This is a genomic window from Massilia orientalis, assembly GCF_030411975.2.
Classification (GTDB): Bacteria; Pseudomonadota; Gammaproteobacteria; order Burkholderiales; family Burkholderiaceae_D; genus Telluria; species Telluria orientalis.
Map to the genome: position 1 here is coordinate 154,720 of NZ_JASNRB020000002.1, position 19,916 is coordinate 174,635.

The following is a 19,916-nucleotide window of genomic DNA, read 5'->3' on the forward strand; positions in this document are numbered from 1 at the left end:
GTGCCGCCCCTGGAGGAACCATGGAGATCCTGCTCCAACTCGTCGTGTCCGGCATCGCGCTCGGCATGATCTATGCCGTGATCGCGTTCGGCTACCAGCTCACGTTCGCCACGTCCGGCACCCTCAACTTCGGCCAGGGCGAGGCGCTGATGCTCGGCGCGCTCGTCGGCCTGTCGCTCGTCGGCACCATCCACGGCGGACCTTATCTCGGCTACTGGCTGATGATTCCCATCGTCGTCCTGTTCGGCGCGCTGCAGGGCGTGTTCGTCGAATGGATCGCCGTGCGGCCCGCGATCCGCATCAAGTCGGAGTTCGGCTGGATCATGTCGACCATCGCCCTCGCCATCATCTTCAAGAACGTGGCCGAGAACATCTGGGGCAAGGACGTGCTGCCCTTCCCGTCGCCGCTGTCGTCCGAACCGTTCACCGTGCTCGGCGCGAACGTGCAGCCGATGCAGGTGGCCGTGATCGTCGGCGCGCTCGCCATCATGTTCGCCGTCGAGATCTTCAACCGCAAGTCCATCTACGGCAAGGCCGTCGTCGCCACCGCGAACGACCGCGACGCGGCGGGCCTCATGGGCATCAACACCGGCATGGTCATCACGTTCTCGTACGCGCTGTCGTCCGCGACGGCCGCCTTCGCGGGCGCCCTCGTCGCACCGCTCACGCTCACGAGCGCCACGATGGGCGCGTCGCTGGGCCTGAAGGCGTTCGCCGTCGCGATCATCGGCGGGCTGACGTCGGGCATGGGCGCCATCGTCGGCGGCATCATCCTCGGCATCGCGGAGACGGCGACCGGCTTCTACCTGTCGACCGGCTACAAGGAAGTGCCGGGCCTCGTCCTGCTGCTGCTCGTGCTGGCCGTGAAGCCGTCCGGCCTGTTCGGCAAGGCCGCCATCAAGAAGGTATGACGATGAACAAGCTGACCTGGAGCGGCGCGATCGCGGGCATCGCGCTGCTGGCCGCCTTTCCCGTGCTGGTCGGGAACCCGTACTACATCCACCTCGTCGAAACGATCCTGATCTACGCGATCCTGCTGTTCGGCCTCGACATCGTCGTCGGCTACACGGGCCAGGTGTCGCTGGGCCACGCCGGCCTGTTCGGCGTGGGTTCGTACGTGACGGGCGTGCTCGTGATGAAGCTGGGCGCCGCATGGTGGCTCACGCTCCCCGCCAGCATCGCCGGTGCGGCGCTGTTCGGCGCGATCCTCGCCCTGCCCGCCCTGCGGGTGACGGGGCCGTATCTCGCGATGGTCACGCTGGCCTTCGGCACCATCGTGCAAATCCTCATCAACGAGATGACCTTCCTCACCGAGGGCCCGATGGGCATCATGCTGACGAAGCCCACCGTGGCCGGGCACGAGCTGTCGGAAGTCGAGTACTACTACGCCGTGGCCGCGCTGATGATCGTGTCGCTGCTGCTCGTGCACCGCCTGCTCAAATCGCACATCGGCCGCGCGTTCGAGGCGCTGCGCGACAGTCCCATCGCGTCGGACTGCATGGGCGTCTCCGTGTACCGTTATAAAGTCTATGCGTTCGTGATCAGCGCCGGCTTCGCGGGCCTGGCCGGCAGCCTGTATGCCTATTCCGAACAATACATCTCGCCCAACACGTACAACTTCGAGCTGACGATCCTGTTCCTGCTCGCCGTGATCATGGGCGGCCGCAAGACCCGCAGCGGCGCGCTGATCGGCGCCGTGATCGTCGTGATGCTGCCGAGCCTCCTGTCCGACATCGACCTGTTCCGCCGCATCGCCATCGGCGCCGCGATCCTCGCCGTCGTCGGCGCGGGGCTGCTGCTGGCGCGCCGCAAGACGACCGCGCGCCGCGTCGCCATCCCCGTCGTGGCGACGCTGGCGCTGGCCGTGGTCTCCTACAAGCTGGAAAGCATGGTCGACTGGCGCCTGACGATCTTCGGCCTCATGACGCTGTTCGTCGTCTACTACCTGCAGGAGGGCATCGTGGGCTTCCTGCGCGACCTGCTCGGGCGCGGCCGCACGCATGCGCGCGCGCTGGCGGACCACGGCGGCGATCCGTTCGCCGGCGTGCCGCAGGCGGAAGCCACCGGCGGCGATCTGCTGAAAGTCGAGCAGGTGCTGATGCAGTTCGGCGGCCTGAAGGCGCTGAACCAGGTGGACCTGGCCGTCGCGCGCGGCACCGTGCACGGCCTGATCGGGCCGAACGGGTCGGGCAAGAGCACGATGATGAACGTCCTCACCGGCATTTATAAACCGACGGCCGGCCGGGTCGTCTTCGCCGGCAGCGGCATCACGGGCCGCACGCCGGCGCAGATCGCGCTGGGCGGCATCGCGCGGACGTTCCAGAACGTGCAGCTGTTCGGCGAGATGACGGCGACGGAAAACATCCTCGTCGGCCTGCACCACAGCTTCCGCTCGAACGTGTTCGACGCCATGCTGCACACGCCGCGCCGCTTGCGCGAGGAACTGGCCGCGCGCGCGCGGGCGGCCGCGATACTGAGTTTCGTCGGCCTCGCCGACCTCGCCGACGAAGAAGCGCGCAACCTCCCCTACGGCAAGCAGCGCCTGCTGGAGATCGGCCGCGCGCTGGCGCTGGACCCGCGCCTGCTGCTGCTGGACGAACCGGCCGCGGGCCTGACGGCGCCGGACATCCGCGAGCTGATGGCCATCATCCGCAAGATCCGCGACCACGGCATCACCATCGTCCTCATCGAACACCACATGGACGTCGTGATGTCGATCTCGGACACCGTCACCGTGCTGGATTTCGGCCAGAAGATCGCCGAGGGCACGCCGGCGCGCGTCCAGTCCGACCCGCGCGTGATCGAAGCCTACCTGGGCGGCGCCGGCGAACCCGCCGCCTCCGCCGCCGTCTGAGGAGACCGCATGCTCACCATCGACAACCTGCACGCGGCCTATGGCAAGGTCGAAGTGCTGCACGGGATCTCGCTGGAAGTCCCGAAAGGCAAACTCGTCACGCTGATCGGTTCCAACGGGGCCGGCAAGACGACGACCATGCGCGCCATCTCCGGCATGATCAAGCCGCGCGGCGGCAAGGTAATGCTCGCCGGCCGCGACATCACCGGCATGGAATCGCACCGCATCGCGCGCGCGGGCCTCGCCCATTCGCCGGAGGGGCGGCGCGTGTTCGCGACGATGACCGTCACGGACAACCTGCTGCTGGGCGCCTTCCCGCGCTTCACCCGCTCGCGGCCGAAGGGCGACGTGCAGCACGACCTGGAGCGCGCACTGGAACTGTTCCCGCGCCTGAAGGAACGCCGCGCGCAGCTGGCCGGCACCCTGTCCGGCGGCGAGCAGCAGATGCTGGCGATGGCGCGCGCCGTCATGCTGAATCCGGACGTCGTGCTGCTGGACGAACCGTCGATGGGCCTCGCGCCGATCCTCGTCGACGAAGTCTTCCGCATCATCGCGCGGCTGAAGACGGAAGGCGTTACCATGCTGCTCGTCGAGCAGTTCGCCCAGGCCGCGCTGAACGTGGCCGATTACGGCTATGTGCTGGAAAACGGCAGCATCGCCGTGCACGGCCCCGCCGCGAGCCTGAAGAACGATCCGAAGGTGGTCGCGGCCTACCTGGGCGGCGCCCACTGACGGATCGCATCCGCCAGCGCATCGAGGTCCTCGGGCCCGCTGTACAGGTGCGGCGTCACGCGCACGATCTCGGTGCCGCCGAATTTGCGCGTGACGGTGAAGATGCGGTGTTCATCCATCAGCCGCCGCGCGACCTCCGCGGCCGGCACACCGTCGATGCCGAACGCGCCCAGCGCGCAGTGCAGGTTCGGATCGCGCGGCGTGTAGATCCGCACGCCGGGCAGGTCGCGCACCTGGTCCATCCAGCGCCGCGCGAGCCAGCGCAGGCGCGCTTCCTTGTTGCGCGCGCCGATCGCCGCGTGGAACGCCAGCGCGTCCTCGATGGCCATGATCGGCGCCGGCGGCACGGTGCCGAACGCGCCCAGCTTGTCGATGTCGGTGCGGCCGAACGTCACGTCGCCGTACAGCGGCGCGATGTCGGCGATGCGTTCGCGTGCGATGTACAGCAGGCCCGTGCCCAGCGGCGCGCCGACCCATTTGTGCAGGTTGAACGCCGCGAACTGCGTGCCCAGTTGCGGGATCCTGTAGTCCAGTTGCGCGAGCGCGTGAGCGCCGTCGACGATGGGATCGACGCCGCGCTCGCGCGCCAGCGCGGCCAGGCGCGCCACCGGCATGATGCGGCCGGTACGGTGCACGATGTGCGTGATCAGCAGCACGCGGGTGCGCGGCGTGATCGCGTCCGCGTACAGCGCCGCGATCGCGTCCTCGTCTTCCAGGTCGTGGGGCACGTCCACCTCGATGACGGCCAGGCCCTTGCGCGCCGCGACCATGCGGACGATGTCGTGACTGAAGTCGTAGTCGTGGCGCGCCATCAGGATCGCGTCACCGGGTTCGAACGGATAACCCTGGAACACGATATTCAACGACTCGACGGCGCTGCGGGTGATCAGGAGCTCATCGGGCGCGACGCCGGTGAAGCCGGCGAGCAGCGCCTTCACGTGCGCGAGGCGCGCGGGCCAGCGCTTGCGCAGGAAGAACGCGTTCTCGACGTCGACCTCGTCCTGGTAACGCTTGAGCGCCGCGCGCACGGGATCGGCCGGCATGCCGAAGTAGCCGTTCTCCAGGTTGATGAAGTCGGGCGAGCGCGTGTATTGCGCGCGGACGGTGGACCAGAACGATTCGTCGTCGGGAAGGATGGCGGTCAAGACGGGCTCCTGTCGGGCGTTGTGCAACCGCCATCATAGCCCGCCCCGGTCAATGCTGCAGGCGTCCCCCCAGCGCCAGCGCCGCCGCGAGATTGCGCGCCGCGCGGCGCAGGTTGTCCGCGCCCGCAGCCAGCGCCTCGGCGACGGAACACGGCCGCGCGACCGCCGCGACCACGACCTCGATGCCGTGCGCGTGCACGGCGTCCGCATCGACCGCGAGGCCGCCGCCGATGGCGACGACGGGCTTGCCGTGGCGGCGCGCGACGTTCGCCACGCCCATCGGCGTCTTGCCGTGCACGGTCTGGCCGTCGATGCGGCCCTCTCCCGTCACGACGAGGTCCGCGTCGCGCACGGCCGCATCGAGCCCGACGGCATCAAGCACGATCTCGACGCCGGGTTTCAGCTGCCCTTCCAGGAACACCACCATCGCGGCCGCGATGCCGCCGCCGGCGCCCGCGCCAGGGGTTTGCGCGATGTCCTCGTCAAGGTCGCGCCGGATGACCTCCGCATAATGCGCGAGCGCGGCGTCGAGCTGGGCGACCATCGCCGGCGTCGCGCCCTTCTGCGGGCCGAACACGGCGGACGCGCCGCGCGGGCCGACGAGCGGGTTGTCGACGTCGCACGCGATCCGGAATTCGGCCTCGCGCACGCGCGGGTCGAGCCCGGAGGCGTCGATGCGGTCGAGGCGCGCCAGTTCCGCGCCGCCCGGGCCGAGGTCCCTGCCGTCCGCATCGAGCAGGCGCACGCCCAGCGCCTGCAGCATGCCGGCGCCGCCGTCGTTGGTCGCGCTGCCGCCCACGCCCAGCACGAACCTGCGCGCGCCGGCATCGAGCGCGGCGCGGATCAGTTCACCCGTGCCGCGGCTCGTGGCCGTGCGCGGATCGCGCAGGTCGGGCGGCACCCCTTCCAGGCCGCTGGCCGCCGCCATCTCGATCACGGCGGTGCCGCCGGCCTCGCCGTAGAACGCGTCCACCGCCTGGCCCAGCGGGCCTGTCACGCGCACGTCCACGCGCCGGCCGCCGGTCGCGTCGATCATGGCCTGTACCGTGCCCTCGCCGCCGTCGGCCACGGGCACCTTCACGTAGGTCGCGTCGGGCCAGATCTCGCGCATGCCGGCCTCGATGGCGTCGGCCACCTGCAGCGCCGTCAGGCTTTCCTTGAACGAATCGGGGGCGATGACGATCTTCATGGGTTGTCCTTGATCTCGATGCCCGCAAGGATATACGAGCCCGGACTTCAGCGGGAATATATTGCTTTATCGACAAAAAGTCGTTCATAATCCTGCGTCCCGACCCAGGAGACACCATGCTGCGCTTCGACGACGTGAGCAAATCATATGGATCCCGGCCCGTCCTGCAACGGCGGACCGGACGCTTCGCGCCGGGCGCCTACGCATTACGGGGGCCGAACGGCATCGGCAAATCGACCTTGCTGCGGGTGCTGGCCGGCGTCGACGAGGCCGACGGCGGCGACATCGTCATCGACGGCCACTCCCTGCGCGCGCAACCGGCCTCCGCGAAAGCCCGCCTGGCCTACGCGCCGGACGAGTGCCCCGTGTACCCGTTCGTGACGGGCCGCGAACTGCTGGCGTTCGTGGCCTGGGCCAAAGGCTGCGCGATCCCGGACAAGGTCACCCGCATCGTCGAACGCTTCGGCCTCGCGCGCCATCTCGACACGCGCTGCGGCGCCATGTCGCTGGGCACGCAAAAGAAGCTGATGCTGGCGGCGGCGTGGATCGGCGAACCCGCCGTGCTGCTGCTCGACGAACCGTCGAACGGCCTCGATGCGGACGCGCGCGCCGTACTCGCCGACCTGCTGGCGGCGCAACGGGACACGTCCGTCGTCTTCATGTCCACGCACGACAAGGCATTCGCGGATGCGATCGGCGCGGCAGAGATAGAATTCGAAACACTCACAGACCGTTAATCGGGGAGGTGCGATGACACAGCCTGCTTCACTCGTCGTGGTGGCCGCCGCGCTGGCGTCGCCGCCGGCGCATGGCCGGCAGCAGGACCCGGTGTATGTCGTGCAATGAACCGGCAGGCCGACATGGACACGCAACTTTTCTTCATCTGCTTCCTGACGTTCGTGATCCACCTGATCGGGACCCTGGCGTATTCGGTGCGGATCGCCGGCGTACGGACCGGGCGGATCGCCGTGTCGCTGGCCCTGTTCGGCATTCTCATGCTCGTGTCGCGGACGTCGAATTCGTTCCTGGGCCCGTTCCTGGCGAAGCGCGTCGAGACCCACCTCGACGCCCTGGCCGGCGGCGCGCTGCTCGCCGATTTTCGCTGGCTGCTCGTGTCCGCAAGTCTTGCGACGGTGTCGGGCGCCCTGCTGATTCCGACGTTCCAGCGTGTATTCTGCCGCGCGGTCCTGCATTTCCAGGCACATCGCTCGATCCCGAAGCTGATCCTCCATGGTTTCTTCAAGGGTGGCCTGTCGTACGTCCGGGACGTCGCCCGCATGCCCGCCGCGCGCAACATGACCGGATTCCGGTCGGGACATGGCGTGTCGGGCCGGATCACGCTGCTGAACGTCGGCGCCACCGCGCTCTGGACCGTCGGCGTGTTCGCGGCCCTGTACGCCGGCGTGCTCGACCCGTCGGTCCGCGTCACCTCCAGCACGCTCTCCTCGATCATCAACGGCGGCGCGACCATCATGATGGCCGTGTTCATCGACCCGCACATGTCGGGGATGACGGACGATGTCGTCGAAGGCAACGTCACGGAAAGCCAGTTCAGGAAGGCCGTCGTCTGGCTGGTCGGCAGCCGGCTGGCCGGCACCGTCGCCGCGCAGGCGTTGCTGGTACCGGCGTCGCTGCTGATCGCGTCCGTGGCCCGGGTCATATGACCGGGCACGTGCTGTTTCGACGCGCAACCCACGCCGACATCCCCGCCATGTCGCGCATCCGGCTGGCCGTCACCGAGAACGCCTTGCGCGACCCCACACGGATCACGGTCGCGATGTACGAGGATTATCTGGAACGGTCGGGCCGCGGCTGGGTAGCCGAAGCCGATGGCGGCATCGTCGGGTTCAGCTACGCCGACAACGTGAACGCGTCGATCTGGGCGCTCTTCATCCAGCCGGGCCAGGAAGGCCGGGGACTCGGCAAGGCGCTGCTCGAGCGGGCGGCGAACTGGCTGTTCGCGCAAGGCCACGCGCAGATCCGGCTGACGACCGGCGCCGGCACCCGCGCCGACCGCTTCTATGCCGCCCAGGGCTGGCGCCGCGCGCCCGTCGGCGCCACCGAGATCGCGTACACGCTGGCGCGCCCGGTGGTATCCTTGGCGCCATGACTACCGATTCCGATATTGAACTGTCCGGCCCATTCCAGGCCAGGGACGCCAATGGCCGTAACCTCGACGTCAAGTCGATCCGCATTTTCGACGAGGGCTACGGGATCATCGACGTGTACGTGAAATTCAAGGACCGTCTCGACCCCGGCGCCTACAAGGACTCCGTCCTCGTGCGCGCCATCATCGACCGGCTGCGCGCCGTCGGGTACAAGGGGCCGGACTTCGGCCACAGCGATCCCGGCCTGCAGGAGAGCCGTCTCATCGTGCTCGAGGCGCCCGAGGAATTCGCGCCGTTCGCGAAAAGCAAGGGGTGGAAGAACCTGGCCGAGGATTTCGACGAGTAACGCGTCATGCCGCGCCGGTCTGGTCCCCGGCAAAATCAGATTGTTTCGTGATACACGCGCTGGCCGCCTTGCGGTTGGCGTGCTCCGCCCTAGACTGGGATGACCACACCGGCGGCCGACATCGTGCCGTTGCGACGCGATGCCTGACCGAAGTCTCCATGTACTTCGTGAAGGAACGATCATGCGTCCCCTGTCCCTGATGCTCATCCCCGTCCTGCTCGTGTCCGCGTCCGGCACGCAGGCGCAAACCCTGGCGCCGGACGACCCGGTCGCCGTCGTCCAGGTCAAACCCATGGACGGGCCCTACCGCCTGCGCAACGAGCAAGCCCGGCAGATCGCGGGCACGTACGAGATGTCGAACGGCTGGTCCGTCGACGTGCGTCCCGACATGCGCCACGTGGACGTCCTCATCGACCGGAACAGGCCGCTGCGGCTCCTTACCATATCGCCCCGGAAGTTCGTGTCCGGCGACGGTAACGTGACCATGGAATTCAGCCGCGGCAACGACGAGAACGACATGACGCTGCGCTACGTGCCGGGCGTCGGCATGGCCGAGGTCGTGCTCACCTCGGTGCCGATCGCGCAGCGCTAGCCGCCGCCGCCCGCCCCGAACAGATCGTGCGCATCGAGGATCGCGTACGTGATCCCGGGATGGCGTTCCAGCACCCTGCGCACGGCCGCGGGCACGGACTGGCGCACCTTCTTGCACAGGCCCGGACGGTCTTCCAGCACGATGAGGATGCCGCGCAAGGTGCGCACCTCGTTCGGACCGGGCGCGATCTTCAGTTCGACGCCGAGGTTGGCGCGGATGCGCTCCTGCAGACGTTTCAGGTCATCGTAGCTGGCGACGGCGTCGATGCGCTCGAGCAGTTTTTGCTCTTCCGTGCGGGTGAGGCGCAACGGGCGCAGGTCCGCGTCCGGATCGGCGAGCAGGATCTCGCGCTCGCAGACGCAGGCGCCGGGGGGACATTCGGTGCGGATGGGTATCGATACTTGTTGCAACATGGGGTCACGCTGTCAACGGATGGCTCGTCCGGGCAAGTAGTGTATCTCATTTAATACGCCCGCCATGCGCCGCCAGTGCGAGCCCTTCCAGAATACGCCGTGGCAGCGGTCGCACGTGCTGAACTCGTCCTGCGTGGCGGCCACGCGCGGCGGCAGCCGATCCCTCACCTCCGCCTTCGCGATGGGCCGCAGCGGCGCATTGCACGACAGGCACAGTGTGAACGGGCGCATGCGCTCGGCCAGGCCGAAGCGCTCGGCCACTTCGCGCAGCTGCGCTTCCGCCTTCAGCGCCCGCACGTAGCAGCCGTACGCGATGCCGCGGCGCTTGAGCAGTTCGCGGTCGCGCGTCAGCACGGCGCGGCCGTCATCGAGCGCGATCGCTTCGACTTCGGCGTCGTTCAGCGTATTGCGGTAGATGGTGTCGAACCCCGCCATTCTCAACAGCCGCGCGAGACCGCCGAGATGCGCATCGGCGACAAAGCGCACGCGGCCCGGCGGACGCTGGTCCAGCCGCGCCACGTCGGCCACATCGAAGGTCGTGAAGCGCGGGTAGACGGCGATGCGGTCGCCCTCTTCCAGGATGTCGTCCAGGCCCCGCGGCTCGCCGTTCAGGAGCACCAGTTCCACCTCGGTGTGCGGCACGCCGAGCGCCTCGATCATGTGCTTGGTCGTGGCGGCGCGCGCGCACGGCGCCGCGAAGGAGCGGCCGCGCCGCTCACGCGCGAGGAAGTCGTTCAGTTCGCCGTAGAAGCGGAACGTCGCGCTGACCATGATTCGTCCACGCCGCGCAGCACGTCCAGTGCGTTCGGCACCGAATGGCCCTCGGCCGTGTTATCGAAGATGCACCAGAGGTCCGCGCCGGGCTGCTCCATCGCGACGATCCGCTGCTCGACCTCGCGCAGGAACTCCGGCGAATAGGACGAGTAGTAGATGTGCGGCGTGCCGTGCAGGCGGATGTAGGTCGACGCCGTCGTCGGCGCGTGCGGTCCGGGCTGGCCGGCGGGCGGATCGGCCATCACGCGCGTGACGCCGTGCTCGCGCAGCAGCGCGGTCGCCGTGTCGCCGAACCACGTCGGATGGCGCCCTTCCAGCGCCAGCATGCAGGGAAAGCGTGCGCGCAGGCGCGGCAGGAAACCGGCGACGGTCTCCGCATCGAACACGCCGCTGGGCGGCAGCTGGACGAGCACGCAGCCCAGTTTCGGGCCCAGTTCGCCGGCTTCGCGGACGAAACGGTCGAGCAACGCGTCCGCGTCGCGCAGCTTCGCCTCGTGCGTGATCGCCTTCGGCAGCTTGACGGAGAAACGGAAGGCGTCGGGCACGCTGGCGGCCCAGCGGGCGTACGTCTGCGGCTGGTGCGGCCGGTAGAACGACGAGTTGATCTCGACCGCGGGGAACACGGCCGCGTAGCGCTCGAGGTGGCTGCCTTCGACGGGGAAGTCGGCCGCCACATCCTTGTTGAGGCCCCAGCCGGCGCAGCCGATCAGGGGCCGATTGACTGCCGTGGATTGCAATTCGCTCATCTGGACCCATGTTGGAGGGCATCCGCCCGGCATCCGATTCTATGTCGAACGGCATGATCGACGGCGCACGCGCCACCGGGCCCAGAATATCGATTACCTACAGGAGGAACACCATGGCCGAGTCCCTGCACATCGTCTGTCCGCACTGCGACGCCGTCAACCGCGTCGCGGGCGAGCGCCTGGCCGACCAGCCCGTCTGCGGCAAATGCGCCAAGGCGCTGTTCACCGGCCAGCCCACGGACGTGTCGTCCGCCCGCTTCGACAAGCACGTCGGGCGCAACGATATCCCCGTCCTCGTCGATTTCTGGGCCGCGTGGTGCGGCCCGTGCCGCATGATGGCGCCCGCGTATGCCCAGGCCGCCGGCCGGCTGGAGCCGCACGTGCGGCTGCTGAAGGTCGATACGGAAGCATCGCAGGATCTCGCGGCGCGCTACAACATCCGCAGCATCCCGACGATCGCCTTGCTCCAGGGCGGCCGGGAGATCGCGCGCCAGGCCGGGGCGATGGATGCGAACCGCCTCGTCGCGTGGGTGCAACAGACGGCACGGGCCGCCTGACCGTTGTCGCGCCAAAGTCGCGCACGTCCGTGCGCTTAATTAACGGTATATAATTTAACAAAACCGCAAGTGTGGCATTCATGCCGCACTGCGCTGCACACGTCCGCCGAATTCGGCAGGCTCGGCGTCCAGCTCGAGACGATCCGCTACGCCAACAGCTTCGACGGGAATGGCTCGATCACCGGCAACTGGTATGGCGCATGCAATCGCGATTGCGTCATCATCGGCGCGTACGGCTTCACGAACCGCCTGGCCGCCAGGGGCGACATCGACATCGCGAACGTCAGCTACAAGCTGCCGGGTTCGATCGGTCCGTTCAGCGGCTTCGTGGTCTACAACGACTGGAGCCGCCTCAGGAAATCCGCCGCCGGCTATGCCGACAGTTACCAGAACGTGACGGGCGTGACGTTCTCGTCAGGCGGCTGGGCGATAATCGTCGACGTCGCGAACGCCACGAACGAGCCCTATCTGTCGCCGGGGTTCGGCAACGCGCTCGCCACGGGAGGCGGCGCCAGATCGTCCGGTCATCGTTTCAATGCTAATATCGGTTACTACTTCTGATTAGCAGGGACACCATGGCCCAGGAACTCGTTTACGAACGCGGCCTCGAGGATGCCAAGCAGTTCGCCCGCATCCTGTACGTCGCGCATGCGCTCACGTTTTTCTTTTCGCTCGGCACGCTGTCGATCCTCGTGCTGATCGTAAATTACATGCGCCGGCCCGATACGGCCGGGACGATGGTGTACAGCCACCACACGTGGATGATCCGGTCGTTCTGGTTCTACCTGGTCTGGATGGTGGTCGCGGTGGTGCTTGCCATCACGATCATCGGGATTCCGATCGCGTGGCTCGTCGGCGCGGGTGCGTGGGTGTGGATGGCGTACCGGATCATCCGCGGCTTCCTCGACCTGAACAACAACCGCGCGATGCCGGTGTGATCAGAGCCGGCCGAGCGCCTGCTCGATGTCCGCGATGAGATCGTCGGTCCCTTCGAGGCCGATGTTGAAGCGCACGAGCGGGCCCGTGTCGGGCCAGTCGCGCCGCATCCCCTGCATCCGGTACGGCACCGCGAGACTGTGCGTCCCGCCCCAGCTGTACCCGATGCCGAACAGTGCCAGCGCGTCGACGAAGCGGTCGACCTGCTCGCCCGAAAAACGCGCGTCGAAGACCACGGAGAACAGGCCGCCCGCGCCCGTGAAATCGCGCTGCCACACGTCGTGGCCGGGGCAATCCTCGAATGCCGGGTGCAGCACCTTCGCGATTTCGGGACGGCCTTTCAGCCACGCCGCCACCTTGCGCGCGGACGCATCGTGCGCGTCGAAGCGCAGCTTCATCGTTTCCAGCCCGCGCAGCACGAGCCAGGCATCGTCGCCGCCCACGCCCATGCCGAGGCGCATGTGCGACGTCGCGATGCGGTCGTTGATGGCCGTGTCGCGCGTGATCACGGCGCCCATCAGCACGTCCGAGCCGCCCGACTGGTATTTCGTCAGCGCCTGCATCACGATGTCGGCGCCGACGTCGAAGCCGCGCAGCGCGAGGCCCGCGGCCCAGGTGTTGTCCAGCGCGACCAGGATGCCCTTGTCGTGCGCCGCCGCGCAGATCGCGCGCAGGTCCGGCACTTCCATCGACACGGAGCCCGGCGCCTCGGTCCAGATCAGTGTCGTGTTCGGCTGGATCAGGTCCGCGATGCCCGCACCCACGAGCGGATCGTAGAAGCGTGCGGAGACGCCGAAGTCGTTCGCGAGCCAGCGTCCCAGCTCGCGCGTGGGGTTGTAGACGTTATCGGGCAGCAGGACGTCGTCGCCCGACTTCAGCAGCGCCAGCAGGATCATCGAGATGGCGGCGAGCCCGGACGGCGCCAGCAGACAACGCGTGCCGCCTTCGATGGCGGCCAGGCGCGCTTCCAGCGTGAACGTCGTGGGCGTGCCGTGCAGGCCGTAGGTATAGGCCTGCTTGCTGCGCCAGTCGCCCGAGCGCAGGCTGGCCACGTCCTTGAACAGGACCGTGGACGCGTGGTGGATCGGCGTCGGGTATGCGGCGAAGCCGGCCGGCGGGCGGTAGTCGCTGTGGGTGAGCGTGGTCTCGATCGACTTCTTCGTCACGTCGGATACTCCATGGATATGCCGACGTAAAGGTATGGCGGTTAGGCGACCGTCGCCCACAGGTCGTGCGCATCCGCCTTCGTCACGACCACGTCGATGAATTCGCCCACGGCCGGCTTGGCCTTGCCCGGCGTGAGGGCGCGCTTGATGTGGACGACGCCGTCGATTTCCGGCGCATCCGCAGCCGAGCGGCCGACCGCTTCGCGCGGGCCCGCTTCGTCGACGAGCACGCGGATCGTCTTGCCGACCTTCGCCTGCAGGCGCTGCGCCGAGATTTCTTCCTGCAGCAGCATCACGCGGGCGCGGCGCTCTTCCTTGACCTCGTCCGGCACCGGATTCGCGATCTCGTTCGCCGTCGCGCCTTCGACCGGCGAGTAGGCGAAGCAGCCCAGGCGGTCGATCTGCGCTTCCTTGAGGAAGTCCAGCAGGTATTCGAATTCCGCGTCCGTCTCGCCCGGGAAGCCGGCGATGAACGTCGAGCGGATCGTGAGGTCCGGGTTCATCTTGCGCCATGCCTGGATGCGATCGAGGTTCTTCTCGCCGCTGGCCGGGCGCTTCATGCGCTTCAGGACGTCCGGATGCGCGTGCTGCAGCGGGATGTCCAGGTAGGGCAGGACGTGCTCGCCCATGAACGGGATCACCTGGTCCACGTGCGGGTACGGGTACACATAGTGCATGCGCACCCACGCGCCGTACTGTTTCGCCAACTGGCCCAGCGCTTCCATCAGCTGCGTCATGTGCGTCTTGACGGGGCGGCCGTTCCAGAAGCCGGTGCGGAACTTGACGTCCACGCCGTACGCGCTCGTGTCCTGCGAGATCACGAGCAGTTCCTTGACGCCCGCCTTGAACAGGTTCTCCGCTTCCTGCAGCACGTCGTGGATGGGACGCGACACGAGGTCGCCGCGCATCGACGGGATGATGCAGAAGCTGCAGCGGTGGTTGCAGCCTTCGGAAATCTTCAGGTAGGCATAGTGCTTGGGCGTGAGCTTGACGCCGTGGTCCGGCACGAGGTCGATGAACGGGTCGTGCGGCTTGGGCAGGTGGATATGGACGGACTCCATCACTTCGGCCACGGCGTGCGGACCGGTCACCGCGAGCACCTTCGGGTGCACCTTGGTGATGATGTCGCTGCCCGATGCATCCTTCTTGGCGCCGAGGCAGCCCGTGACGATCACTTTGCCGTTTTCGGCCAGCGCCTCGCCGATCGCATCCAGCGATTCCTGCACGGCCGCGTCGATGAAGCCGCAGGTGTTGACGATCACGAGGTCCGCGCCGGCATACGACTTGGCGGTCTCGTAACCCTCCGCGCGCAGCTGCGTGAGGATCTGTTCGGAGTCGACGAGCGCCTTCGGGCAGCCGAGCGAGACGAAACCGACCTTCGGCGGCACGGCATTGCCGGCGGCGTCGGAGGTGGCGGGAAGAGGGTTACGGCGGAGTTCTTGCATTGTCGGATTGCGGCAAACGTTCAGGGCAATCCGCGATTGTACAGGAAGCGGGGGCGGAGGGAAATCGATGGCCTTGGAACGTCGCCCCTGCGAAGGCAGGGGCCCAGTTTCAGCGCCGCGGGAGCGCTTGGGAATCTGGATTCCCGCCTACGCGGAAAGTCATTTCCGGCAATGCCGGGAAGTCACTTCCGGCAATGCCGGGAATGACGAATTTGAGTGCGCCGGACTTTATGCACTCATTTCTTCTCCGGCGGCACCCCGAACGGGAACGCGCCGAACATCGCCTTGCTCTGGCTCTGCATCTGCTCCTGCATCTGCAGGAACAGGTTCTTGCTCTGGTCGATGTAGTTGTTCATCATGCCCTGCATCATCGGGCCCTGGATGTTCATGAACTGGGTCCACATCTCGGTGCTGAACGGCTTGCCTTCCATCGCGCCCGTGGCCGAGCCGACGAATTTGTTCTGGATGTCGGTGAACGCCTGCACGTTCTTTTCCAGGTAGGAACCCATCATGCCCTGCATCGCGTGGCCGTAGTAGCGGATGATCTGGGACAGCACGCCGCTGGAGAACATCGGCACGCCGTGCGCTTCCTCTTCGAGAATGATCTGCAGGAGGATGCTGCGGGTCAGGTCTTCGTTCGTCTTGGCATCCACGACCGTGAACTCGTCGGAATCGAGGACGAGTTGCTTCACGTCGGACAAAGTGATGTAAGAACTGGTCTGGGTGTCGTACAGCCGGCGGTTCGGATACTTCTTGATCAGGCGTTCAGTGCTTTTTTTGACACTACTCATCTCATTTCCATGTACAGCGCCGTAGCGCATTTATTATGCGGCGACCGCGGGGATCTCCTGCGGCGTCTCCGATTCCAAGAGGATATCCGCTAAAAATACCACGTTGCGAACGCAGGTGCAGCAATTATTCGCTGAGCAACTGAATGATTTTTTTCGCAACGCGGCTGCCGCCTCTTCAATCGGCCCTGGCCTTGACGTATCGGCCCGGCGCCGGCTCGATCGCCGGATACTGCGCATTGCCCGGCTGTGCGGGCGGCGCGACTTCCTTGCCGCCGTGTTCAACGAGGAATTTCGCCCATTCCGGCCACCAGCTGCCCTTTTTCTCGACGGCGCCGGCGAACCAGTCGGCCGCCGTCTTCGGCCGCGTCTTGCCGCCCTCGTTAACCCAGTAGCTGCGCTTGTTCTTCGACGCGGGGTTGATCACGCCCGCGATGTGCCCCGATGCGCCGAGGACAAAACGGTTGTTCTTCGGCTTTTTCGGGTTGAGCAATCCCATCGACGCGAACGCCGCTTCCCACGGCACGATGTGGTCTTCCTTCGAGCCGTACAGGAAGGACGGGCAATCGATGGCGCCAAGGTCGACCTTGACGCCGGCCACCGTCAGCGCACCCGGCACCTTCAGCTTGTCTTCGAGATACGTGTTGCGCAGGTACCAGCAATACATCGGCCCTGGCAGGTTCGTGCTGTCGGCATTCCAGTACAGCAGATCGAACGCGGGCGGCGTCTTGCCTTTCAGGTAGTTTTGCTGGACATAGTTCCACACGAGGTCGTTCGGACGGAGTGCCGAGAACGTCGTCGCCAGGTCGCGTCCCGGCATCAGGCCGCCGCGGGACAGCTGCTGTTCGCGCAGCTTGACCTGGGTCTCGTCGACGAACACGTCGAGCACGCCCGTGTCCGAGAAATCGAGCAGCGTGGTGAACAGCGACAGGCTGGCGGCCGGCTTCTGGCCGCGTGCGGCCAGCACGGCCAGCGCCGTCGCGGCGATCGTGCCGCCCACGCAGAAGCCGAACACGTTCACCTTGTCCTGGCCCGTGATGGCGCGCGTGGCGTCCAGTGCGCGGATCGCGCCCTGTTCCACGTAATCGTCCCACGTCGTGCCGGCCAGGCTCTGGTCCGGATTACGCCAGGACAGCATGAACACCGTATTGCCCTGCTCCACCAGGTAGCGGACGAGGGAATTCTCCGGCTGCAGGTCGAGGATGTAGTATTTGTTGATGCACGGCGGCACCATCAGCAGCGGCACCTCGTGCACGGTGGGCGTCGTCGGCGTGTACTGGATCAGCTGGAACAATTGATTCTCGAACACGACCGTGCCCGGTGTCATACCGACATTGCGGCCCACTTCGAACGCGGACTCGTCCGATTGGGAGATGCGGCCCTTCTGCAGGTCGGCCAGCATGTTCTGCAAGCCTTTCGTGAGACTCTCGCCCTTGGTCTCGATCATTTTCTGCTGGGCTTCCGGATTCGTCGCGAGGAAGTTCGCGGGCGACATCGCATCGACGATCTGCTGGACGGCGAACCGGATTTTCTGCTTGTCGCGCGGCGGCGCTTCGACGGCCTCGGCCAGCGCCATGAGGAATTCGGAATTCAGCAGGTAGGACGCGACGCTGTACGCGGACATCGCGTTCGCCGTCCACTCGGGCGCGGAAAAGCGGCGGTCGCTGAACGACGGCAGCTTGCCGGTGACAAGATCCTGCCACAGCTTCATCGTCTTTTGCAGGTAATCGTTGCGCAGCGCTTCCAGCTTGCCCTGCGACAGCCCGGCGCCGATATCGCCCAGCATCTTGGCCACCGGTGCGAACGCTGCCGAGCCGTCGGCCCCGTCGGGGAGTTTCATCCAGGACTGCCAGGCGGAGGGATCGGTGAATTGCGCAAACGGCGCCATCCAGGGTGCGGCAAGCATCTGCGGGGTAGCATCAGGCGTATTCATAAGGCGTCCATTGTGTAGAATCGTTTTATCGACAGCAACCGGAGCATCGCATGTGGATCGTAGCCATAGGATGGATGTACGTCGTAACCCTGATGGCGGCGACGGAGCCGACTGTGGTTGGCGGCATTATGACTTTTTTCGGCTATGGCGTGTTGCCATTCTCAATCGTTTTTTACCTTGCGGGATCAAGACGGCGGCGCGCCCGCGCGGCACAGGCGGCGTCGAGGACGGCTGACGGAACACCGGTCGTGCCCGTGGCAGGCCATCTGGCCGGCGCCGATGGCGGTGCGGCCGGAGACGCCCGCGATGGGGGCCGCTGAACGGCCCGCGCTTACTTCAACCAGATGAGGCTGGCCTGCCGGCCGGTGACGCCGTCGCGGCGATAAGAATAGAACCAGTCGGTCTCGGTCGCCGTGCAACGGTCACCACCATGGACGCGCGTGATCCCGTCGCGGGCCAGCATGCGACGCGCCAACAAATACATGTCCGCCAGATACTTGCCCGGTCGCCCCGCATACGGCCGGAAAGCGTCGTCCACCTGCCCCGGCAACGCGGCCTCGAAGGCGGCCAGCACGTCGCCGCCCACTTCGAACGCGTCCCGGCCGATCGCCGGCCCGAGCCAGGCCGTGATCTCGCCCGCGCCGGCCGCGCGCATGGCCGCGACCGTCTGACCGAGCACGCCGCCGGCCAGCCCACGCCAGCCCGCATGCGCGGCGCCCGCGACCTTGCCGCCCAGGTCCGCGAACAGCACGGGCAGGCAGTCGGCCGTGAGGATGGCGCAGACGACGCCCGGCACCGTCGCGATGCTCGCATCGCCCGTAAGCACGGGACCGCCCGGCTGGACGGCCGCCGCATCGACGACGTCGGGACCGTGCACCTGCGCGATCCACGCGGGCGGGCCCGGCAGGCGCGCGCGCAGGCGCATCCGGTTGGCCTGCACGGCCTCCGGATCGTCGTTCACGTGCCTGCCCAGATTCAGCCCGCCACCGTCGCGCCCGTCGCCGAACGGGCCCATGCTGACGCCGCCACGCCGCGTCGTGGCCAAGGCACCGAACGCGTCAGGCAGATCGGGCCATTGGGTCGCGGGGTGGATCAGATCAGCGTCCTGCAGATCGGATTCCGGCATCAGATCGCTTCCGGTTCTTCGATCCCGGCCTGTTCCAGAAGTTCCGCGAAATCGTCGGCCAGCGGCACGACCCATTCCATGTGCTCGCCGGTGGCCGGGTGCGTGAGCCCAAGACGGCGCGCCTGCAGCGCCTGGCGGTGGAAGAACGAACGCAGGTGCTGCTTGCCGTACACGGTGTCGCCGACGAGGCTGTAGCCCAGCGACTGCATGTGCACGCGGATCTGGTGCGTGCGGCCCGTCTCCAGGCGGCATTGCACGAGGCTGACCGGGCGGCGGTCGAGTTCGCCCGTCTCCAGCAGTTCGTAGTGCGTGATGGCCGGCTTCGCCGACGGGCTGTTCGACACGGCCATCTTGACGCGGTCCTTCGCATCGCGGCTGATCGCCGAATCGATGGTGCCGTAGGCACGCGGCGTGCCCCACACGAGCGCGAAATATTCGCGTTTCACCGTGCGCGCCTGCAGCTGGCGCACGAGGTCCGTCTGCGCTTCCAGCGTCTTGCCGACGACCATCAGGCCGCTCGTGTCCTTGTCGAGGCGGTGCACGATGCCGGCACGCGGCACGGACACCAGTTGCGGGCAGTGATGCAGCAGCCCGTTCAGCAGGGTGCCCGACCAGTTGCCCGAGCCCGGATGCACGACGAGGCCGGCCGGCTTGTTGATGACGATGATGGCGTCGTCCTCGTGGACGATGTCCAGTTCCATCGCTTCCGGCGTGTAGGCCGTGTCCTCGGGCGCCGGCTGCGGCACGACGGTGACCGTCTCGTCGCCATAGGCCGTGCTCTTGCCCTTCGCCGGCTTGCCGTCGACGAGGATGTGGCCCTCGTCGAACCATTGCTGCAGGCGGCTGCGCGAGAACTGGGGCACCAGCCCGGCCACGACCTTGTCCAACCGCTGGCCGCAGTGTTCTGGCTCCAGTTCCAGGGAGATCGGAGAATAATCAGGGCCACCGGTGCCGGCATCGAGCTCGGCGTCGAGGTCCTCATCCAGGTCGGGGTCGAAAAGGTTTTCCGCCGAATTCGGCGCAGCAGTTAATATCACGTCAGTCCCATCGGCTATAATCAGCCGTT

23 protein-coding genes are annotated in these 19,916 nt (G+C 67.0%); 12 read left to right on the forward strand and 11 right to left on the reverse strand.

The window, feature by feature from the left end; translation table 11 throughout:
* The first annotated feature begins 20 nt into the window (after nt 1-20).
* The 3 genes from QPK29_RS02725 to QPK29_RS02735 are packed head-to-tail and all read left to right on the forward strand — an operon-like array spanning nt 21 to nt 3,586.
* A complete protein-coding gene (locus tag QPK29_RS02725) occupies nt 21-911 on the forward strand; it encodes a branched-chain amino acid ABC transporter permease (protein ID WP_056131728.1) in 891 nt (296 codons plus the stop codon).
* Nucleotides 908-2,854, forward strand: coding sequence for a branched-chain amino acid ABC transporter ATP-binding protein/permease (locus QPK29_RS02730; RefSeq protein WP_371769749.1), 1,947 nt, complete (start codon nt 908-910; stop codon nt 2,852-2,854). The genes QPK29_RS02725 and QPK29_RS02730 overlap by 4 nt, the downstream gene beginning before the upstream one ends.
* Nucleotides 2,855-2,863: 9 nt before the next feature.
* Nucleotides 2,864-3,586 carry an ABC transporter ATP-binding protein gene (locus tag QPK29_RS02735; RefSeq protein WP_371769748.1) on the forward strand — a complete coding sequence of 241 codons (723 nt, stop codon included), beginning with the start codon at nt 2,864-2,866 and terminating at the stop codon, nt 3,584-3,586.
* On the opposite strand, the gene QPK29_RS02740 is transcribed toward QPK29_RS02735, so the two are convergent.
* Entirely contained in the window at nt 3,565-4,731 is a 1,167-nt protein-coding gene (locus QPK29_RS02740) for an aminotransferase class V-fold PLP-dependent enzyme (protein ID WP_371769747.1), read from the reverse strand. The two genes, QPK29_RS02735 and QPK29_RS02740, sit on opposite strands and share 22 nt — an antisense overlap.
* Nucleotides 4,732-4,780: 49 nt before the next feature.
* A complete protein-coding gene (locus tag QPK29_RS02745; protein ID WP_056328928.1) occupies nt 4,781-5,920 on the reverse strand; it encodes a glycerate kinase in 1,140 nt (379 codons plus the stop codon).
* Between the two features lie 116 nt (nt 5,921-6,036).
* Between QPK29_RS02745 and QPK29_RS02750 the strand changes: the two genes are divergently transcribed.
* The 5 genes from QPK29_RS02750 (at nt 6,037) to QPK29_RS02770 (ending at nt 8,966) form a co-directional block, all read left to right on the forward strand.
* Nucleotides 6,037-6,657 (forward strand): ABC transporter ATP-binding protein, encoded by a 621-nt coding sequence (locus tag QPK29_RS02750; protein ID WP_371769746.1) that lies wholly within the window; start codon nt 6,037-6,039, stop codon nt 6,655-6,657.
* Between the two features lie 123 nt (nt 6,658-6,780).
* Nucleotides 6,781-7,584: a lipid II flippase Amj family protein gene (locus QPK29_RS02755; RefSeq protein WP_371769745.1), complete on the forward strand. Its 804-nt coding sequence runs from the start codon at nt 6,781-6,783 to the stop codon at nt 7,582-7,584.
* Between the two features lie 8 nt (nt 7,585-7,592).
* On the forward strand, nt 7,593-8,030 hold the full coding sequence (locus tag QPK29_RS02760; RefSeq protein WP_371769744.1) for a GNAT family N-acetyltransferase: 438 nt from the start codon (nt 7,593-7,595) through the stop codon (nt 8,028-8,030).
* Nucleotides 8,027-8,374 carry a hypothetical protein gene (locus tag QPK29_RS02765; protein WP_056131704.1) on the forward strand — a complete coding sequence of 116 codons (348 nt, stop codon included), beginning with the start codon at nt 8,027-8,029 and terminating at the stop codon, nt 8,372-8,374. Before QPK29_RS02760 ends, QPK29_RS02765 begins: the two co-directional genes overlap by 4 nt.
* 181 nt (nt 8,375-8,555) lie before the next feature.
* Nucleotides 8,556-8,966, forward strand: a complete 411-nt coding sequence (locus tag QPK29_RS02770; protein ID WP_371769743.1) for a hypothetical protein — start codon at nt 8,556-8,558, stop codon at nt 8,964-8,966.
* Here the strand turns inward: QPK29_RS02770 and QPK29_RS02775 are convergent.
* Genes QPK29_RS02775 through QPK29_RS02785 form a run of 3 tightly spaced genes read right to left on the reverse strand, consistent with a single transcriptional unit; the run spans nt 8,963 to nt 10,899 of the window.
* Complete coding sequence (locus QPK29_RS02775) at nt 8,963-9,379, reverse strand: hypothetical protein (protein WP_371769742.1); 417 nt, start codon at nt 9,377-9,379, stop codon at nt 8,963-8,965. The two genes, QPK29_RS02770 and QPK29_RS02775, sit on opposite strands and share 4 nt — an antisense overlap.
* A gap of 12 nt (nt 9,380-9,391) precedes the next feature.
* Nucleotides 9,392-10,150 carry a Mut7-C RNAse domain-containing protein gene (locus QPK29_RS02780; RefSeq protein WP_371769741.1) on the reverse strand — a complete coding sequence of 253 codons (759 nt, stop codon included), beginning with the start codon at nt 10,148-10,150 and terminating at the stop codon, nt 9,392-9,394.
* The gene (locus QPK29_RS02785) at nt 10,114-10,899 is read right to left on the reverse strand and encodes a DUF72 domain-containing protein (RefSeq protein WP_371769740.1); all 786 of its coding nucleotides are present in this window, start codon (nt 10,897-10,899) and stop codon (nt 10,114-10,116) included. The genes QPK29_RS02780 and QPK29_RS02785 overlap by 37 nt, the downstream gene beginning before the upstream one ends.
* A 113-nt stretch (nt 10,900-11,012) precedes the next feature.
* Here QPK29_RS02785 and trxC point away from each other — a divergent pair, with 113 nt between their 5' ends.
* From trxC to QPK29_RS02800, 3 genes are all read left to right on the forward strand, one after another.
* Nucleotides 11,013-11,456, forward strand: coding sequence for a thioredoxin TrxC (gene trxC, locus QPK29_RS02790; protein ID WP_371769739.1), 444 nt, complete (start codon nt 11,013-11,015; stop codon nt 11,454-11,456).
* A gap of 69 nt (nt 11,457-11,525) precedes the next feature.
* Nucleotides 11,526-12,017, forward strand: coding sequence for a hypothetical protein (locus tag QPK29_RS02795; protein ID WP_371769738.1), 492 nt, complete (start codon nt 11,526-11,528; stop codon nt 12,015-12,017).
* Nucleotides 12,018-12,031: 14 nt separating this feature from the next.
* Nucleotides 12,032-12,394, forward strand: a complete 363-nt coding sequence (locus QPK29_RS02800; protein WP_056131695.1) for a DUF4870 family protein — start codon at nt 12,032-12,034, stop codon at nt 12,392-12,394.
* Here the strand turns inward: QPK29_RS02800 and QPK29_RS02805 are convergent, their stop codons facing one another.
* The 4 genes from QPK29_RS02805 to phaC form a co-directional block, all read right to left on the reverse strand.
* The gene (locus QPK29_RS02805) at nt 12,395-13,558 is read right to left on the reverse strand and encodes a cystathionine beta-lyase (RefSeq protein WP_371769737.1); all 1,164 of its coding nucleotides are present in this window, start codon (nt 13,556-13,558) and stop codon (nt 12,395-12,397) included.
* Between the two features lie 41 nt (nt 13,559-13,599).
* Nucleotides 13,600-15,003, reverse strand: coding sequence for a 30S ribosomal protein S12 methylthiotransferase RimO (gene rimO, locus QPK29_RS02810; RefSeq protein ID WP_371769736.1), 1,404 nt, complete (start codon nt 15,001-15,003; stop codon nt 13,600-13,602).
* A 236-nt stretch (nt 15,004-15,239) separates the two neighbouring features.
* Nucleotides 15,240-15,794, reverse strand: coding sequence for a polyhydroxyalkanoate synthesis repressor PhaR (phaR, locus tag QPK29_RS02815; RefSeq protein WP_056131689.1), 555 nt, complete (start codon nt 15,792-15,794; stop codon nt 15,240-15,242).
* A 175-nt stretch (nt 15,795-15,969) separates the two neighbouring features.
* On the reverse strand, nt 15,970-17,724 hold the full coding sequence (phaC, locus tag QPK29_RS02820) for a class I poly(R)-hydroxyalkanoic acid synthase (RefSeq protein ID WP_371769735.1): 1,755 nt from the start codon (nt 17,722-17,724) through the stop codon (nt 15,970-15,972).
* Nucleotides 17,725-17,774: 50 nt separating this feature from the next.
* Here phaC and QPK29_RS02825 point away from each other — a divergent pair, with 50 nt between their 5' ends.
* Complete coding sequence (locus tag QPK29_RS02825; protein WP_371769734.1) at nt 17,775-18,044, forward strand: hypothetical protein; 270 nt, start codon at nt 17,775-17,777, stop codon at nt 18,042-18,044.
* A gap of 11 nt (nt 18,045-18,055) precedes the next feature.
* Here the strand turns inward: QPK29_RS02825 and pgeF are convergent, their stop codons facing one another.
* Both pgeF and QPK29_RS02835 read right to left on the reverse strand, forming a co-directional pair.
* Nucleotides 18,056-18,850 carry a peptidoglycan editing factor PgeF gene (gene pgeF / locus QPK29_RS02830; protein WP_371769733.1) on the reverse strand — a complete coding sequence of 265 codons (795 nt, stop codon included), beginning with the start codon at nt 18,848-18,850 and terminating at the stop codon, nt 18,056-18,058.
* Nucleotides 18,850-19,887, reverse strand: a complete 1,038-nt coding sequence (locus QPK29_RS02835; RefSeq protein WP_371769732.1) for an RluA family pseudouridine synthase — start codon at nt 19,885-19,887, stop codon at nt 18,850-18,852. Before QPK29_RS02835 ends, pgeF begins: the two co-directional genes overlap by 1 nt.
* Between the last annotated feature and the right edge of the window lie 29 nt (nt 19,888-19,916).

Excerpts from the sequence above, each read along its gene's own strand:
- QPK29_RS02725 (WP_056131728.1), top strand. The coding sequence starts at position 21 with ATGGAGATCCTGCTCCAACTCGTCGTGTCCGGCATCGCGCTCGGCATG.
- QPK29_RS02730 (WP_371769749.1), top strand. The coding sequence starts at position 908 with ATGACGATGAACAAGCTGACCTGGAGCGGCGCGATCGCGGGCATCGCG.
- QPK29_RS02735 (WP_371769748.1), top strand. The coding sequence starts at position 2,864 with ATGCTCACCATCGACAACCTGCACGCGGCCTATGGCAAGGTCGAAGTG.
- QPK29_RS02745 (WP_056328928.1), bottom strand. The coding sequence starts at position 5,920 with ATGAAGATCGTCATCGCCCCCGATTCGTTCAAGGAAAGCCTGACGGCG.
- QPK29_RS02750 (WP_371769746.1), top strand. The coding sequence starts at position 6,037 with ATGCTGCGCTTCGACGACGTGAGCAAATCATATGGATCCCGGCCCGTC.
- QPK29_RS02755 (WP_371769745.1), top strand. The coding sequence starts at position 6,781 with ATGGACACGCAACTTTTCTTCATCTGCTTCCTGACGTTCGTGATCCAC.
- QPK29_RS02765 (WP_056131704.1), top strand. The coding sequence starts at position 8,027 with ATGACTACCGATTCCGATATTGAACTGTCCGGCCCATTCCAGGCCAGG.
- QPK29_RS02770 (WP_371769743.1), top strand. The coding sequence starts at position 8,556 with ATGCGTCCCCTGTCCCTGATGCTCATCCCCGTCCTGCTCGTGTCCGCG.
- QPK29_RS02775 (WP_371769742.1), bottom strand. The coding sequence starts at position 9,379 with ATGTTGCAACAAGTATCGATACCCATCCGCACCGAATGTCCCCCCGGC.
- QPK29_RS02780 (WP_371769741.1), bottom strand. The coding sequence starts at position 10,150 with ATGGTCAGCGCGACGTTCCGCTTCTACGGCGAACTGAACGACTTCCTC.
- QPK29_RS02785 (WP_371769740.1), bottom strand. The coding sequence starts at position 10,899 with ATGAGCGAATTGCAATCCACGGCAGTCAATCGGCCCCTGATCGGCTGC.
- trxC (WP_371769739.1), top strand. The coding sequence starts at position 11,013 with ATGGCCGAGTCCCTGCACATCGTCTGTCCGCACTGCGACGCCGTCAAC.
- QPK29_RS02800 (WP_056131695.1), top strand. The coding sequence starts at position 12,032 with ATGGCCCAGGAACTCGTTTACGAACGCGGCCTCGAGGATGCCAAGCAG.
- rimO (WP_371769736.1), bottom strand. The coding sequence starts at position 15,003 with ATGCAAGAACTCCGCCGTAACCCTCTTCCCGCCACCTCCGACGCCGCC.
- phaR (WP_056131689.1), bottom strand. The coding sequence starts at position 15,794 with ATGAGTAGTGTCAAAAAAAGCACTGAACGCCTGATCAAGAAGTATCCG.
- phaC (WP_371769735.1), bottom strand. The coding sequence starts at position 17,724 with ATGAATACGCCTGATGCTACCCCGCAGATGCTTGCCGCACCCTGGATG.
- QPK29_RS02825 (WP_371769734.1), top strand. The coding sequence starts at position 17,775 with ATGTGGATCGTAGCCATAGGATGGATGTACGTCGTAACCCTGATGGCG.
- pgeF (WP_371769733.1), bottom strand. The coding sequence starts at position 18,850 with ATGCCGGAATCCGATCTGCAGGACGCTGATCTGATCCACCCCGCGACC.